The 14,826-nt window shown below is 28.4% G+C and carries 14 protein-coding genes; 12 read left to right on the forward strand and 2 right to left on the reverse strand.

Translation table 11 applies throughout. From position 1 onward, the window contains the following. Positions 1-681: a lysoplasmalogenase family protein gene (locus ACI48P_RS08470; protein WP_475214863.1), complete on the reverse strand. Its 681-nt coding sequence runs from the start codon at positions 679-681 to the stop codon at positions 1-3. A 251-nt stretch (positions 682-932) separates the two neighbouring features. On the opposite strand from ACI48P_RS08470, the gene ACI48P_RS08475 reads away from it, so the two are divergent. The 10 genes from ACI48P_RS08475 to ACI48P_RS08520 all read left to right on the forward strand — a co-directional run bounded on the left by ACI48P_RS08475 (position 933) and on the right by ACI48P_RS08520 (position 12,203). Continuing rightward, positions 933-1,547 carry a C40 family peptidase gene (locus ACI48P_RS08475; protein ID WP_475214864.1) on the forward strand — a complete coding sequence of 205 codons (615 nt, stop codon included), beginning with the start codon at positions 933-935 and terminating at the stop codon, positions 1,545-1,547. 85 nt (positions 1,548-1,632) lie between these two features. Then, entirely contained in the window at positions 1,633-1,950 is a 318-nt protein-coding gene (gene trxA / locus ACI48P_RS08480) for a thioredoxin (protein ID WP_475214865.1), read from the forward strand. Between the two features lie 94 nt (positions 1,951-2,044). Beyond that, the gene (locus tag ACI48P_RS08485) at positions 2,045-2,599 is read left to right on the forward strand and encodes an NAD(P)H-dependent oxidoreductase (protein ID WP_475214866.1); all 555 of its coding nucleotides are present in this window, start codon (positions 2,045-2,047) and stop codon (positions 2,597-2,599) included. A 306-nt stretch (positions 2,600-2,905) separates the two neighbouring features. After that, positions 2,906-3,994, forward strand: coding sequence for an ABC transporter ATP-binding protein (locus ACI48P_RS08490; RefSeq protein ID WP_475214867.1), 1,089 nt, complete (start codon positions 2,906-2,908; stop codon positions 3,992-3,994). Beyond that, positions 3,984-4,880 carry a carbohydrate ABC transporter permease gene (locus ACI48P_RS08495; RefSeq protein WP_475214868.1) on the forward strand — a complete coding sequence of 299 codons (897 nt, stop codon included), beginning with the start codon at positions 3,984-3,986 and terminating at the stop codon, positions 4,878-4,880. Before ACI48P_RS08490 ends, ACI48P_RS08495 begins: the two co-directional genes overlap by 11 nt. Further along, positions 4,873-5,715, forward strand: a complete 843-nt coding sequence (locus ACI48P_RS08500) for a carbohydrate ABC transporter permease (protein WP_475214869.1) — start codon at positions 4,873-4,875, stop codon at positions 5,713-5,715. The genes ACI48P_RS08495 and ACI48P_RS08500 overlap by 8 nt, the downstream gene beginning before the upstream one ends. A 43-nt stretch (positions 5,716-5,758) precedes the next feature. Beyond that, on the forward strand, positions 5,759-7,120 hold the full coding sequence (locus tag ACI48P_RS08505) for an ABC transporter substrate-binding protein (RefSeq protein ID WP_475214870.1): 1,362 nt from the start codon (positions 5,759-5,761) through the stop codon (positions 7,118-7,120). A 1-nt stretch (position 7,121) separates the two neighbouring features. After that, the gene (locus tag ACI48P_RS08510; RefSeq protein WP_475214871.1) at positions 7,122-7,676 is read left to right on the forward strand and encodes a CD3072 family TudS-related putative desulfidase; all 555 of its coding nucleotides are present in this window, start codon (positions 7,122-7,124) and stop codon (positions 7,674-7,676) included. A gap of 862 nt (positions 7,677-8,538) precedes the next feature. Next, positions 8,539-9,870 carry a uracil-xanthine permease family protein gene (locus tag ACI48P_RS08515; protein WP_475214872.1) on the forward strand — a complete coding sequence of 444 codons (1,332 nt, stop codon included), beginning with the start codon at positions 8,539-8,541 and terminating at the stop codon, positions 9,868-9,870. A 272-nt stretch (positions 9,871-10,142) separates the two neighbouring features. Further along, positions 10,143-12,203 (forward strand): diguanylate cyclase, encoded by a 2,061-nt coding sequence (locus ACI48P_RS08520; protein WP_475214873.1) that lies wholly within the window; start codon positions 10,143-10,145, stop codon positions 12,201-12,203. A gap of 69 nt (positions 12,204-12,272) precedes the next feature. Here ACI48P_RS08520 and ACI48P_RS08525 read toward each other — a convergent pair whose 3' ends face one another. Further along, positions 12,273-12,446 carry a hypothetical protein gene (locus ACI48P_RS08525; RefSeq protein ID WP_475214874.1) on the reverse strand — a complete coding sequence of 58 codons (174 nt, stop codon included), beginning with the start codon at positions 12,444-12,446 and terminating at the stop codon, positions 12,273-12,275. Positions 12,447-12,672: 226 nt separating this feature from the next. Here ACI48P_RS08525 and ACI48P_RS08530 point away from each other — a divergent pair, with 226 nt between their 5' ends. Next, the gene (locus ACI48P_RS08530) at positions 12,673-13,422 is read left to right on the forward strand and encodes a DUF554 domain-containing protein (RefSeq protein ID WP_475214875.1); all 750 of its coding nucleotides are present in this window, start codon (positions 12,673-12,675) and stop codon (positions 13,420-13,422) included. 148 nt (positions 13,423-13,570) lie between these two features. Then, complete coding sequence (locus ACI48P_RS08535; protein ID WP_475214876.1) at positions 13,571-14,767, forward strand: M20 metallopeptidase family protein; 1,197 nt, start codon at positions 13,571-13,573, stop codon at positions 14,765-14,767. Positions 14,768-14,826 lie beyond the last annotated feature (59 nt).

The following is a 14,826-nucleotide window of genomic DNA, read 5'->3' on the forward strand; positions in this document are numbered from 1 at the left end:
TTAAGAAACAAATAAAATACTAAGAGCCAATATTATTTGTGCAGGAAAATATAATATATGGCAACATAAAGAGAATTTATCCTTATTCAAGTCACCAAAAACACTAAAAGATAAAAGTGAATCCGATAAAACAAACAACAAAGCCCCAATAAAAGCTACACATCCCAAAATAAAATTAGGTGAAAAAATCAATAGAGTAGTAGCCTTACTCAACATAAAAGATATCACACAAGCATACATAAGCACACCATATTTAAAACTATCTAAATCAAGATCAGACTTAGTAAATACAAAGTAAGCAATACCTAAGTATAAACCTGTAAGAACAAAGTCAATAATACCTATAGGATGTATTTGACTAAAGGCCATAATATAAAATAAATGTCCAAATAAAAATGCAACTAGACCTGTTAAAAACAAGACCTTTTTATTTTTAGATATATTTTCTAAAGCCAACAAAAAATCACCTAGCAAACCAAAACAAAGCCCAATAAAAATATAATAAAAATAAATTTTTAACTCTAGATTTTTATAAACAAAGCATTTAATTGAAAGTAATATTATTAGCAGTGTGGCACCGGATTTTAATAATACAGAAATCTTATAATGACCTTTGTAGTCAGTATAAGTAAATAAACCAGCTAAAAATATACATAAAATAACTAATAAACTTAGACTCATAACTATCTCCTTACAAAAGTAAAATTTTTAATATACCCTAATAAAATTATATACTACTTATAAATATTATACTATTAATAAGTAGTAGTATAGCACTCAACAGGGAAATTAATAAAATATAACTATATATACGAAATGAATTAAATACAACTATGTGGTAAAATATAACATATGTAAACATGATAAAAGTATCATCACAAAAATCTTTGGCAGCATAAGTAGCCAGTATTAATTTATATAAAAGGAGAATTATGAAACTAATAAAATTCCTAAGAAACATTACGATAATACTAGTCATAATACTAATAGGATTCATATCCTACAACAAATACCAAGAACAAAAATACATAAATGAAACAAAAAACATGACAGAAGAAGACTTACTTATAGTCAATACAGTAATAAACTTAGCAAAAGAAAAAATAGGTCTAGAATATGTCTGGGGTGGAAAAGGTGAAATAATGACCGAAGAAAGACTTGATGAACTTATAGGCTACTACGGAATAGATTACTACCCATTAAACCGAGAAAAATACATAGGAATCCAAGCCTTTGACTGTTCAGGTCTTACCTACTGGACATATCTTCAAAAAACAAATGTCCAAATAGGATATTCTACCTCACAGCAAAAAGAAGTACTGAAGGACTATAGAGTAGGACTAAAAAATCTCCAACCAGGAGACTTAATTTATACCCCAGGCCATGTAGTTATGTACATAGGCAAAGGAAGAGTAGTTCAATCCAGAAGTAAAGCACCTTATCCTATAGGTGGAGTATGTGAGACGTCAGTTAAAACATATAAGCAGGGAGAAATATATAGACCTATAGAATATATAAAATCTACTAAACTTAAAAATAATCAATAACTGTGACAAAGTCACGTAATATTTTAAGCACCATGCATATATTAAATTAGATAATAATTAATAACTAAAAAAGTGGGGGTATAAAATGCTTAAAATATCAAATTCTCAACAATTTAAAAATGAGGTAGAAAATAGTAATGGGATAGTAATAGTAGACTTCTTTGCTACATGGTGTAGACCATGTAAAATGTTAGCACCAGTATTTGAAGAAGCTAGCACTATGATGAGAGGCCAAGCAAAATTTGTAAAAGTTGATGTAGAGGAAGTAGCAGATATAGCAAGAAAATACAACGTAAAATCAGTTCCAACTACAATGATATTTAAAGATGGGAAGCTTATAGATTCTATAGTAGGATTTTTGCCAAAAAATAATTTATTGAAAAGATTAAACTCTCATATATAAATGAAAAAACAAAGATACTTTTATCATAATATAGGCTTCAGTGGATAAAATATATTAGTAACCATTAGAATTAGAGATAAAAGGAGAATTATATATGAAGTCGACAATAATACTTGCAAGTAACAACGAAAAGTCTTTTACACAAGAAATAGTAAATAGATTAATAGATAGATTAACAAAAAACCAAGTAGAATATGAAACAATAGATTTATACAAAGACAACTTTAATCCAGTAATGAGTGCTAAAGAAGAAGAACTATATAATGTTGGTCAAAGTGAAGATGAACTAGTTAAAAAATACCAACAAATTTTAAAAGATACTGATGAAATAATATTAGTATTCCCTCTATGGTTCAACAATGTACCAGCAATACTTAAAGGATTTTTCGATAAAGTACTTCTAAAAGAATTTGCTTTTACAGAAGAAAACAACAAAACAAAAGGATTATTAACTAATATAAAATCAGGATTAGTTATAAGTACATCAGAATCTAGCTGTGAATACCTAGTAAAAGAATTTAATAATCCTATTGAAAATGTAGTAGTAAAAGGTACACTAGGAGTTTGTGGAATAGAAAACATACAATATATAAATCTAAATGCAGAAGATAAAGATAAAGATGATCTATTTGGAAAATATTTTGGATAGTAATTTTAAGTAAAAATATGCTAATAAATAATCGTAAGCAATACGAATAAAAATAAATAGTAAAAACTTATCAAACTAGTAGCTGAAAATCGGCTACTAGTTTTTGTGAACCTATAAATAAAAATACATATTTCACAACTTATAATTCATACAATACAAAAACTATCTACAGTCAAATAGAAAAATAATATATATTATAACTTTTATATAGGAAATAGCAATTAGACAAAATAATACAAGTTATCTATAATTTGTATCGTAGCTGAAATAAAAGGGGTAATTTGCAGGAAACACGGGGGGATTAGTATGGACTTAAGGATAGAGAATCTGTCTATAAATTTTAAAGGATGCAAAGCTATAAATAACCTAGACCTAAACATAAAATCGGGAGAGCTAATAAGCTTACTAGGTCCTAGTGGCTGCGGAAAAAGCACAACAATATTTACTTTGGCAGGAATCTATAAGCCTAATAAAGGTAATGTCTACTTTGGGAATAATATAGTAAATGATATAGTCCCTGAAAATAGAAATATAGGAATGGTGTTTCAAAACTATTCTTTATATCCACATATGAATGTATTTGAAAACATTGCCTTTCCACTAAAAATAAGTAAGATACCTAAAAGTGATATAAAAGAAAAAGTAGCAATGATAAGTAAGTTAGTAAATATAGACGACTTATTAAAAAGGAAACCTTCTCAATTATCAGGTGGACAACAACAAAGAGTTGCAATAGCAAGAGCAGTGGTAAAGGAGCCTCAGATTCTTCTTTTAGACGAGCCTTTATCAAATTTAGATGCAAGACTAAGAGTTAAGATGAGAGAAGAAATAAGAAGAATACAGCAAGAAATGAAAATAACCACTGTATTTGTAACTCATGACCAAGAAGAAGCCATGAGCATGTCGGATAAAATAGCGATTTTAGATAAGGGAGTATTACAACAATTTGACACACCTATAAATTTATACAATAATCCTAAAAATATCTTTGTGGCTAAGTTTTTAGGTAATCCAGTAATAAACACCATAAGCTGCAAGATAAATAAAAAAGACAATAAACTAGAAGTTTTTAATAAAGAATATAACATAAGTAATATATTAAACTTAAACAATTTACTATATGATGAAAATAATTATATATTAGGTATAAGAAGTGAAGATTTTAAAGTTAGCAAAAATCCTAAAGATAACTATATTAAAGCCAAAGTTGATATATATGAAAATCTAGGTAAAGACACAATTCTTAAATTAAAGGTTGATGATGAAGAGATTAGGGTTATACTTCCGAGTAATGAAATAGAATCAAGTTTAGAAGAATTATACATAGGATTTAACTTAGATAGAGTTATTATATTTAACAGAGAAAGCGGTGAGAATCTTTGCTATGTTAAATAATGAAAAGAATCTTAAAAGCTTTTTAAAAGCAATGTTATATTTACTTCCTGTTTTGTTAATAATTTCTATTTTTTATATTTATCCAATAATAAAGACCTTTGATATGAGTTTTTATAGTAGCTATAACTATATAAAGGATATAGTATTTGAAAGAGGTTTTGACAATTATATATATTTAATAAAAGATAAAGATTTTTGGACTGCAATTACTAATACAGGTATTTATGTATTATTTGTAACACCAATATCAATAATATTATCTCTAGTTATAGCAGTATTTTTAAATAGTAAAATCAAATTCAAGAATTTATTTAGAAGTATATATTTTCTTCCTTTTATAACATCAACAGTTGCTATTTCAATAGTTTTTAGATGGATATTTCATTATGACTATGGAATATTAAACTATCTTTTAAATCTATTAAATATAGATCCTATAAAATGGATTACTGACCCAAAATGGTCAATGGTAAGCTTAATAATACTTAGTGTTTGGAAGAGTCTTGGCTATAATATAATAATATTTTTGGCAGGACTTCAAAATATTGATTCAGGCTACACACTAGCTGCAAGAATTGACGGAGCAAATTTTATTCAAAGAACAAAAAATATAACAATACCACTTTTATCACCAACAATATTTTTCGTAAGTATTATAACTTTAATAAATGCTTTTAAAGTATTTTCAGAAGTATTTGCTTTATTTGATAAGCAACCGGGACCTTTAAATAGCTGTTTGACAATGGTTTATTATATATACAACAAATTTTATAATCACTACCAATATGGAATAGCATCAGCAGCTGTAGTTATTTTATTCTTGATTATAATTACTTTAAACTTTATTCAATTCAAAATAGGAGAAAGGAAAGTAAACTATGATTAATAGAAATGAATACACGAAGTCTTTAATTGGTAAAATTATAATTTATGGGATTTTAATACTTGGGTGTATAGTTACTCTTATTCCATTTGTATGGATGATTAGTACCTCATTAAAGCCTTTAAGTGAGATTTTTACAATGCCACCCAAACTTATACCAAATGATATACAACTTGAAAATTATAAAGAAGTTGCTACTACTATTCCTATTGTAAGATACTTTATAAATAGTTTGATAGTAACAATTGTAATAACTATAGGAACACTAATAACAACAATACTTGCAGCTTTTGCTTTTTCAAAATTTAACTTTTGGGGAAAGGAAATAATCTTTTCTATCTTAATAGGGACTATGATGGTTCCTAGTGAGGTAATGCTAATACCAAACTACATAACTATAGCAAAATTAGGTCTAATAAATACTTACGCAGGTCTTACTATACCTTGGGTAGCCAGTGTCTTTTCAGTATTTTTACTTAGACAGTTTTTCTTAACTGTACCTAGTTCACTATATTATGCAGCAAAGATAGATGGTTGCAGTGACTTTAAATTCTTATTTAGAATAATGGTCCCTGTATGTAAACCAGCATTAATAACAATAGGACTACTTAGAATAGTAAATAGTTGGAATGAATTTATATGGCCACTTATTGTTACTAATCTGCCAGAAATGAGAACATTACCAGTAGGCATAATGAACTTTACTACAGAAGCTGGTGGAAACTATCATCTTATGATGGCAGCATCTACAATAGTTATTTTGCCGGTTATTATAGTCTATCTTTTTACACAAAAACACATTATAGCAGGGATTACTAAATCGGGTATAAAAGGTTAACTTTTATCAATAAATACTTATTTGCACAAAAGAGGGGGATATTATGAAACTAAAGAAAATGACATCAATCATATCAGCACTACTATTAACACTAAGCTTAACTGCGTGTAGCAGTTCAAAAGGTGAGGAGAAAGAAGGTACTTCAGACAAATCGCAAATCGCTACAGAAATCACACAAGATGTATCTATAGAGTTTTGGCATGCAATGACAGGGGAAAATGAAGCAGTATTAAAAGAAATAACAGACAAGTTTAATGCAGAAAATAAGGATGGAATAACTGTAAATTTAGTTTATCAAGGACACTATAAGGATTTATTCTCAAAGCTCGAAGGAGCTTCTAAATCAAATCAATTACCAGAGTTAGCTATGATATATCCAAATAGATTAACTGCATACGTAAAAAATGACTTAGTAGAAAACTTAAATCCATACATAGAAAACGAAAAAATTGGATTTGATAAAGAAACTTGGGAAGATATTCCTGCTTTCTTAAGAGACAATGGTATGTGGGAAGGAAAACATCATTCATTACCATTTAACAAATCAACTTATCTACTATTCTACAATGAAGATATACTGAACAAGTACGGAGTAAAACCACCAACTACTTGGGATGAGTTGAAAGAAGCTTCAGTGAAACTTACTGTAGATGAAAATAAAGATGGAAAAAATGATATATATGGACTAGCATTAAATTCTTCAGTTGGAATAGACTCTTCTTTCTGGGTTAAGCAGGCAGGTGGAGATTTAATAGATGAAGAAAATGATAAAATACTATTTAACTCTGATGAAACAGCGAAGGCTTTTGATTTTATAGCTGGAATGGTTAAAGATAAAACTGCTAAAATTGCAGGAGAAGAAAAGTATATGACAGGTCCATTTAGTAGAGGAGAAGCTGCTATGGGGATATCTTCAATGTCAGCCCTTCCTGATATAATAGCTGCTTGTGAAGGAACAAATGTAAAATTTGAAACAGTAGTATTACCTAAGGGTGAAAAAGAAGCTTCTTTATTCTCAGGAACAGATGTAACCATATTTAACACTTCATCTGATGAAGAAAAATTAGCAGCATTTAAATATATAAAATACTTTATGGAAGAAGATACTCAACTTTTATGGGGAACTAAGTCAGGATACTTACCTCTTAGAAATTCAGTATTAAACTCAACAGAATTTAAAGAATTTGCAGAAAAAGAATGTCCTGCAAAAGGTATAGCAGTAGAAGCCTTTGAATCAGGATACTGTGATCCAAAAGTATTAAATGGATATGCTATTCATGAAAATATGGACAAGGCACTACAACAAATAATATTAGGTGAAAAAGATACTAAAGAGGCTTTACAAGAAGCAGAAACTAACACTAGAACAGCTTTAGATGAAGCGAAAAAATCATTTGGAGAATAATATGAGTATAAATGAACCAAAAAAAATTATATTAGTATCACATTGTATTTTAAATAAAAACTCTAAAGTAAAGAGCTTTTATAATAATTCTATAAAAGAAGAGCTAAGAAAAGATATTATAAAGCAAATGATAGAAAAAGATTATGGGATTATTCAGCTACCATGTCCAGAGCAAATTATCTATGGCTGCAAAAGATGGGGACATTTAAAAGAGCAGTTTAATACTCCTCATTTTAGAGAAGTATGCAGAAAAGAGTTTAAGCCTGTGTTAGACCAATTAATAGATTATATTAATAATGGCTATGAAATAGTTGGATTAATAGGAATTGATGGTAGCCCATCTTGTGGAGTAAATCTTACATGTACAGGAGATTGGGGTGGAGAGATAAGTAACAATCCTATTTTTGAGAATATTAATGATTCCATATTATATACTAAAGACAAAGGTATATTAATGGAGGAAATACAATCTATGTTATTAAGTAATAATATAGTTATTGATATGATTGGATTTAGAGAAGAAAATATTGAAGCAATATACAAAATGATTGAATAGAGTTTTTTTAATAGACGAAGATAAAAAATACTCTACAAATAGACTTATTATCTATTTTAGATGTTTTTTATACGATGACAAATATTCCATACTTACTAGTCTAAATAAAATGTATTGATCATATGAAAATAAGTTATTCACAGGAAAATATTAGAAATAAGTATATAAGTACAGCATGTGAAGTGTATTTTTTTTATGCTAACTCTAAGTATTACCTTATAAATATAAACAAATGGTGGGGAGTAACAATTAACAAAAACATACTAATCCAATGAGGGTATAGGAGAAAGTAAGGAAACTCTGATATGTTTTGCGATCAACTAATATAAGGAGCAAAAGAATCAGGTATAAATGATGCTTTAATAAACCCAATATTTACAACATGAATAAATGGAGAATTACTAAATAATCTTTAAGAAAACCAAAAGGCTGATTTCTACTGAAAATAGAAATTGGCCTTTTTATGTATAAATAAATCAAACTAGATAATAAACGGTCCATAAATAATAAGTGCAGTGATAATAATTTTGACTTCTAAAATACGTACATTAGTTGCTAGATTTTGATTTATATTTGTATATACTGTGTGTTTCTATAGTATTATATTAATTATAAATTAATATAATAAACAACTATTCTTATAAATTGGAGTATAAATAACTTGAAAAATATTAAAATGCTCTTAATATTTGTAAAAAATAATAGTTTAAAATCTAAATATCGAATGAAAAAAAAATGATTGCATTAAAAATAAATATAAATACGAACTATATATAAAAAAAAATAAAAAAATATGGAAAAAATATTTTTATTATGATATTATAAAAAAGTAAAAAAAAGGGAATGACTTAGGAGGAAAATAATGAACAATGGATCAATATACGAATTAGAAGGTAGGGTTGCATTTAATAAAGCAATACCTCTTGGAATACAGCATGTATTAGCTATGTTTTTAGGTAATATCTCCCCACTTATAATAATCAGTGGAATGCTAGAAATGCCACTAGAAATGAAAACAATGTTAATACAAAACTCAATGTTTATAGCAGGTCTAGCTACATTACTTCAGTTATATCCAATACTTAAAGTAGGAGCGGGCTTACCAATAGTAATGGGGACAAGTTCTGGATTTATAGGAACAGCAAAAGCAATAGGGGCTACATATGGATACGGAGCAATACTTGGAGCATCACTTGTAGGTGCGGTAATAGAAGTGTTCTTAGGATTTTTCATAAAGCCATTAAAGAAATTATTCCCACCAATAGTAACAAGTTTAGTAGTAGTTGCTATTGGATTATCATTATTACCTGTAGGAGTTAAATACTTTGGAGGAGGGGTAGGAGCAAGTGACTTCGGGAGCTGGCAACATTTATTAGTAGGAAGTACAGTAATTATAACTATATTAGTATTAAAGCAATTTAAAGGATTTTTAAGTGAATCATCAATTTTATTAGGAATAGCAGTAGGATACATATTATCAATAACTTTAGGTATGGTTGATTTTACACAAGTGAAAGAAGCAGCATGGTTAAGTTTACCAACACCATTTGTATCACAAATAGAGTTTAACATGGAAGCAATAATTGCAATGACAATAATGTTCATAGCAACTACAGTTGAAACAATAGGTGATATATCAGGAATTACAAATGGTGGTTTAGATAGAGAACCAACAGATAGAGAGTTAGCAGGTGGAGTTGTAGCAGATGGTGTTGCAAGTTTTATAGGTGCACTATTTGGAATATTACCAAATACATCTTTTAGCCAAAATGTTGGGTTAGTAGCAGTTACTAAGGTAGTAAATAAGTTTGTTATAATGACAGGGGCAGTGTTCTTAATAATATGTGGATTCTGTCCAAAGTTAAGTGCAATATTCTCAGTTATGCCACAATCAGTTTTGGGTGGAGCAGCAGTGATAATGTTTGCGATGATCTTAGTGAGTGGTATACAATCATTAACTAGAGAAAAAATAGATGGAAGAAATGGATTAATAATTGCTGTATCAATTGGGCTTGGAGTAGGAATCGGAAATGTTCCAGAAGTATTAGAACAAATGCCACTTTGGGTATCAAACATATTTGCTCAAAATGGAATAATTATGACGTTTGTAATAGCTACAGTATTAAACTTAGTATTACCTAAGGAAAAAGAAGTAAACAGAGAAAGTGATAGAGAGCTTGTTAAAGCAAGCTAGTTAATTATAAGGTCTGCTCATTAAAGATGGGCAGGCTTTTTTACGTATAAGGGATTTATAAATATGCTCTTATATGTTGACCTATTAATAAAATAGGATAGTAAAAATATATTAATCACATAATAAAATTAAGTCTACAAAAACAAACTTATTATTAAATTAAGGGAATACTGGAAAAAATAAATATAAATATTGCTAAAAATTTGATAATATATATATATTCTTAAAATATTTAACCTTAACCACTGATAAAAAAATTGCATGGAGGCAAAATGAAGATTAATAGGATATGTAAAATCATATTTGCTATATCAATACTTCTACTTGTTTTAGGAATAGGCAGTAAAATAACGTATAAGGCTGCTATTTCAGATAATTCATATAAAAAAAGCAACGTAGATAAAATTTATGAAGATATTTTATACAATGGCATTGAAGAGTTTAGTGAAGATAACAGACAGAATATAGAAAAAGAAATCAACGATATAATTAGGGAAAGTAAAGATAAAGAAAGTTTAGCAAAAGCATATTTCATGTCAGCTTATATCAAAAGCACAAAATTTAATATATATGAAACTATTGAAAAATATGACAAAGCAATATCATACTTCGATAAAGATACAAAACCAGAGTTTATTATTAGAACATTTTTTGAAATTAGTGAGTGCTATCTGACACTAGATGACTATCACAAATCGTATGTTGCATTTGATAAGGTTATTAAGCTTGGAAAAGAAAAAAATCTTGAAGAAGATATAATTAAATTTTCTCTTTTAAGAGCAAAGCACTTATCACAAACTTCAGATGGGACAAAAAAAGCAGTAGATTTAATGGAATCAACTCTTGAATTATCAAAGGAAATAGATTATGGGCATATTGAAGACGTTTATTTAAAATTAGGAATATGCTATTGGTATGTAAATAGAAATATAGAAGCTATTAACTGTAAATTAAATGCACTAGGAATAGCAATAGAAAAAGATTTAGATAAGAAATCTGTTGAAATAATGATAGATATTGGAATAGATTATTTATTTAAAGAAAATTATGATGAAGCTATAAAATATTTAGAGTCATCTTTAGAATATCATATAGAAGACAAAACAGAAGATGCAGATTTAAAATCTTATGCTTTACTAAATCTGGCTCAGGCATACACATCTATTGGTGACTATGAAAAGGCTAAAGATAGTTTTAAAGAATTAGAAAGATATATTGGTAAATTAAAAAATGGAAAAGTTAAAAGTGATACTAAAACTGTTATGTATGTAAATAAAGCAGATTTAGAGAATAAGCTAGATAATCCTAAAGAATCACTAAGGTTACTAGAATTAGCATCAAATCGTTATGAAAGTAGTAAAAATTTTACATACTATGATTTTGATATTCAAATAGCTAAGATTTATGGTGATACATACTACATATTAAAAGATTACAAAAGCGCCCTTGAAGCACATAAATATGCAGAAAAAATAGCTGACGAAAGGGGAATAGATCACCTAAAAGCTATACACTATAATAGTATATATTTAGATTATAAAGCATCAGGAGATATTGGTAATGCGTTATTATATTTAGAAAAGAAAGATAATATAAATGATAAAGATAAAAAAGATCAAAACTTGCAATACTCGCAGTATTTACTGAAAAAATTTGAAAATGAGCAAAATTTAAAGAAGATAGAAGAGCTAGAAATAGCTAAAAAGAGAATGATTATGCTTTATATTTCTTTAGTATTAATAATTATAATAACCTTTTTTATTATTGGATTTATTTATATTAAGAACAAAGAAATTAGAAGATTAAATAGTCTTTTAAAAGATTTAAGTGTTACAGATGATTTAACAAATATTGCAAACCGAAGAGCTATGGAAGAATATTTAAATCTTAATTGGAATTCTTACAAAAATATAAATAAGCCAGTGTCAATAGTAATGATGGATGTAGACTACTTTAAAAAGTATAATGACAACTATGGTCACGTCATGGGAGATAAGGTTTTAGAAATGGTTGCAAATACTATAAAAGAATCTTGTAGATACTCTGATTTTGTAGCAAGATATGGTGGAGAAGAATTTATAATCATAATGTTAAATACTGACAAAGAAGAAGTTATAAAAGCAGTAGAAAGAATTAAGCAAAATATTTATGACCTAAATATTAATCATGAATACTCAGAGGTAAGCGACAGAGTAACTGTTAGTATAGGTATAACTACTGCACTTGTAAGAGATGACAAAGAATATTATGATTATATAAAAAAGGCAGATGAAGCACTGTATATTGCAAAAGAAAATGGAAGAAATAAGTATGTGCATTTGTATCATGAATAAATAAGCTAAATATATTTATAAAAAAATAAGGGACCCATTGAATTAATCATTCAATAGGTCCCTATCTAATTAGCAAATTATATGTTTTAACGAATCTTTTTTCTTATCTAAACCTATATTTTCTGGTCTCTTACAAAATGGAAGTTTCTTTCCTCCAGAATGATGATCTATACATTCCTTACAATTGCCATGTCTCACACACTTTGTACTTAAACAGCCGCATTTTAAATTCTTGTTTTCCATTATTTTAACCTCCAATTTTTACTATATATAATATTTTATATTAACACACTTATTAGAATTAGAAAAGTTAGTAAAAAAATAACAAAATAAAATTTACAAATATTATAAATTGTAAAAATATTGAAATTAAAAAAATTCAATCTAGTAATATTGTGATACAATAAATTAGTATATTTAAATCAATGAATTAAAAAGAAGTAAAAGATCATTTATAAGGAGGGGGAAAATGTTAGGAACAATTGTAAACAGTATAGCAATTATATTTGGAAGCTTAATAGGTCTATTATTAAAAGGGGGAATACCCGAAAGAATAAGCAATACAATAATGAAAGGCCTTGCTTTATGCGTTTTATACATAGGTATTAGTGGATCTTTTGAAGGTGAAAATACAATTATTACAATAGTATGTATGGCTATTGGAGCATTTCTTGGGGAACTAATGGATATTGATAGCAAACTAAACAAACTAGGTGATTTTATAGAAAGTAAGGTAAGTAAAAAATCAAAAGTTGAAAATGATGATGAATTAAGCATTGATATAGACTGTGAGCATATGACTGCGTCAACATCAAAAATATCTATATCACAAGGCTTTGTATACTCAAGCTTAATTTATTGTGTTGGAGCAATGGCAGTAGTTGGATCTCTTGAAAGTGGTCTTCAAGGTAATCATGCAACTCTATTTGCAAAATCAATATTAGATGGAATCTCTGCAATTATTTTTACGGCTAGCCTTGGAATAGGAGTTATGTTTTCTGCTGGAGCAGTGTTTGTATATCAAGGAATAATAACTGTGTGTGCAGGCATACTTGCAGGAGTTTTAAGCTCAAGTGTAATATCAGCAATGACTGCAATAGGAAGTCTTATAATTATAGGTTTAGGGCTTAATATGTTAGAGGCTACAAAAATAAAAGTTGCAAATTTATTACCCGCAATATTTATACCTATTATATTAGGTATTTTAGGAATAATTTAATAGTTTATATATTTAAAGTGCCTAGCTAAATTAATTTGCCTAGGCACTTTTTATGTACAAATAGTTTTAAAGAACTTAGTGTTTAATGCATAAGAATAAATAAGAGGAATTCTTACTGAAAAATATGAATACTTAAGGGAGGAGTAAAATGAAAAAAGAATTAATACAAAAAGAAATAAATGAAATATTAGATAAACTTATTACTTATAGAAGAAACTTTCACAAGAATCCAGAGCTTGGTTACGAAGAAGTTAAAACATCAAACTTCATAGCAAACATCTTAGAAGATATAGGCTTAGAAGTTACAAGAAATGTAGGTGGTAATGGTATTGTAGGGCTAATAAGAGGAGAAAATAAAGGAAAGACAGTGTTACTTAGAGCAGATATGGATGCTCTACCTATTCAAGAAGAAACAAACCTTGATTTTGCCTCAGAAGTCCCCGGTAAAATGCATGCTTGTGGTCACGATCTTCATATGACCATAATGTTAGGAGCCGCAGAAATATTATACAAACATAAAGACAATCTTGAAGGTAATGTTAAGTTTATGTTTCAGCCAGCAGAAGAGTGTAGCCCAAATGGAGGATCTAGATCCATGATTGAAGATGGAGTTCTTGAAAATCCAAAAGTAGACTATGCAATAGCAACTCATACCATGCCTGAACTTGAAACAGGACAATTTGGAATAACTGAAGGTGCAGTAACAGCTCAATCAGATTCTTTCAGTATAAAGATCATTGGTAAAGCAGGTCACGCCTCAACTCCACACAAAGGAGTAGATGCTGTAATAGCAGCAGCCAATGTAATTATGAACATGCAAGCAATTCTTACAAAAATGGTAGATCCTCATGATCAAGCAGTAGTATCAATTGGAAAAATTCACGGTGGTGATGCTCGAAATATAATATGTGAAACAGTAACACTTGATGGAACAGTAAGAATGATGACTCCAGGATATGTAGAAGATATGCCTAAGTTAATAAGGCAAGTAGCTAATAACTCTTGTGCAGTATATGGAGCAAAGTGCCAGCTAAAGTACACTAAAGGTTATTGCATTTTAAACAATGATTCAAATCTAGTAGATTTAGTAACTGAGGTTTGTATAGAAAACTTTGGGGAAGAAAGTGTAGTCCATTATCCTCAGTGTGCAGGTGGAGAAGACTTTGCATTTATTGCTAGGCTAGTACCATCAATGTTTATATGGGTAGGAAGTAGAAGTAAAGAAAGTGAGTTTATTCCTCAGCACAATGGAAGAGTTATATATGATGAGGAATGTATACCCATTGGGATTACAACTGTTGTAGCTACAGTTGGAAGATTATTATATACTTATACTCATAAATAATATTAATATTTTAGGGCTATTTTATTTTTATATATTATTAAAAAGAAGTAAGGTAAGTG

The organism is Romboutsia sp. LXY-2, from assembly GCF_056171995.1.

Coding starts and splice junctions, on each gene's coding strand:
- ACI48P_RS08470 (WP_475214863.1), bottom strand. CDS start 681: ATGAGTCTAAGTTTATTAGTTATTTTATGTATATTTTTAGCTGGTTTA.
- ACI48P_RS08475 (WP_475214864.1), top strand. CDS start 933: ATGAAACTAATAAAATTCCTAAGAAACATTACGATAATACTAGTCATA.
- trxA (WP_475214865.1), top strand. CDS start 1,633: ATGCTTAAAATATCAAATTCTCAACAATTTAAAAATGAGGTAGAAAAT.
- ACI48P_RS08485 (WP_475214866.1), top strand. CDS start 2,045: ATGAAGTCGACAATAATACTTGCAAGTAACAACGAAAAGTCTTTTACA.
- ACI48P_RS08490 (WP_475214867.1), top strand. CDS start 2,906: ATGGACTTAAGGATAGAGAATCTGTCTATAAATTTTAAAGGATGCAAA.
- ACI48P_RS08495 (WP_475214868.1), top strand. CDS start 3,984: ATGTTAAATAATGAAAAGAATCTTAAAAGCTTTTTAAAAGCAATGTTA.
- ACI48P_RS08500 (WP_475214869.1), top strand. CDS start 4,873: ATGATTAATAGAAATGAATACACGAAGTCTTTAATTGGTAAAATTATA.
- ACI48P_RS08505 (WP_475214870.1), top strand. CDS start 5,759: ATGAAACTAAAGAAAATGACATCAATCATATCAGCACTACTATTAACA.
- ACI48P_RS08510 (WP_475214871.1), top strand. CDS start 7,122: ATGAGTATAAATGAACCAAAAAAAATTATATTAGTATCACATTGTATT.
- ACI48P_RS08515 (WP_475214872.1), top strand. CDS start 8,539: ATGAACAATGGATCAATATACGAATTAGAAGGTAGGGTTGCATTTAAT.
- ACI48P_RS08520 (WP_475214873.1), top strand. CDS start 10,143: ATGAAGATTAATAGGATATGTAAAATCATATTTGCTATATCAATACTT.
- ACI48P_RS08525 (WP_475214874.1), bottom strand. CDS start 12,446: ATGGAAAACAAGAATTTAAAATGCGGCTGTTTAAGTACAAAGTGTGTG.
- ACI48P_RS08530 (WP_475214875.1), top strand. CDS start 12,673: ATGTTAGGAACAATTGTAAACAGTATAGCAATTATATTTGGAAGCTTA.
- ACI48P_RS08535 (WP_475214876.1), top strand. CDS start 13,571: ATGAAAAAAGAATTAATACAAAAAGAAATAAATGAAATATTAGATAAA.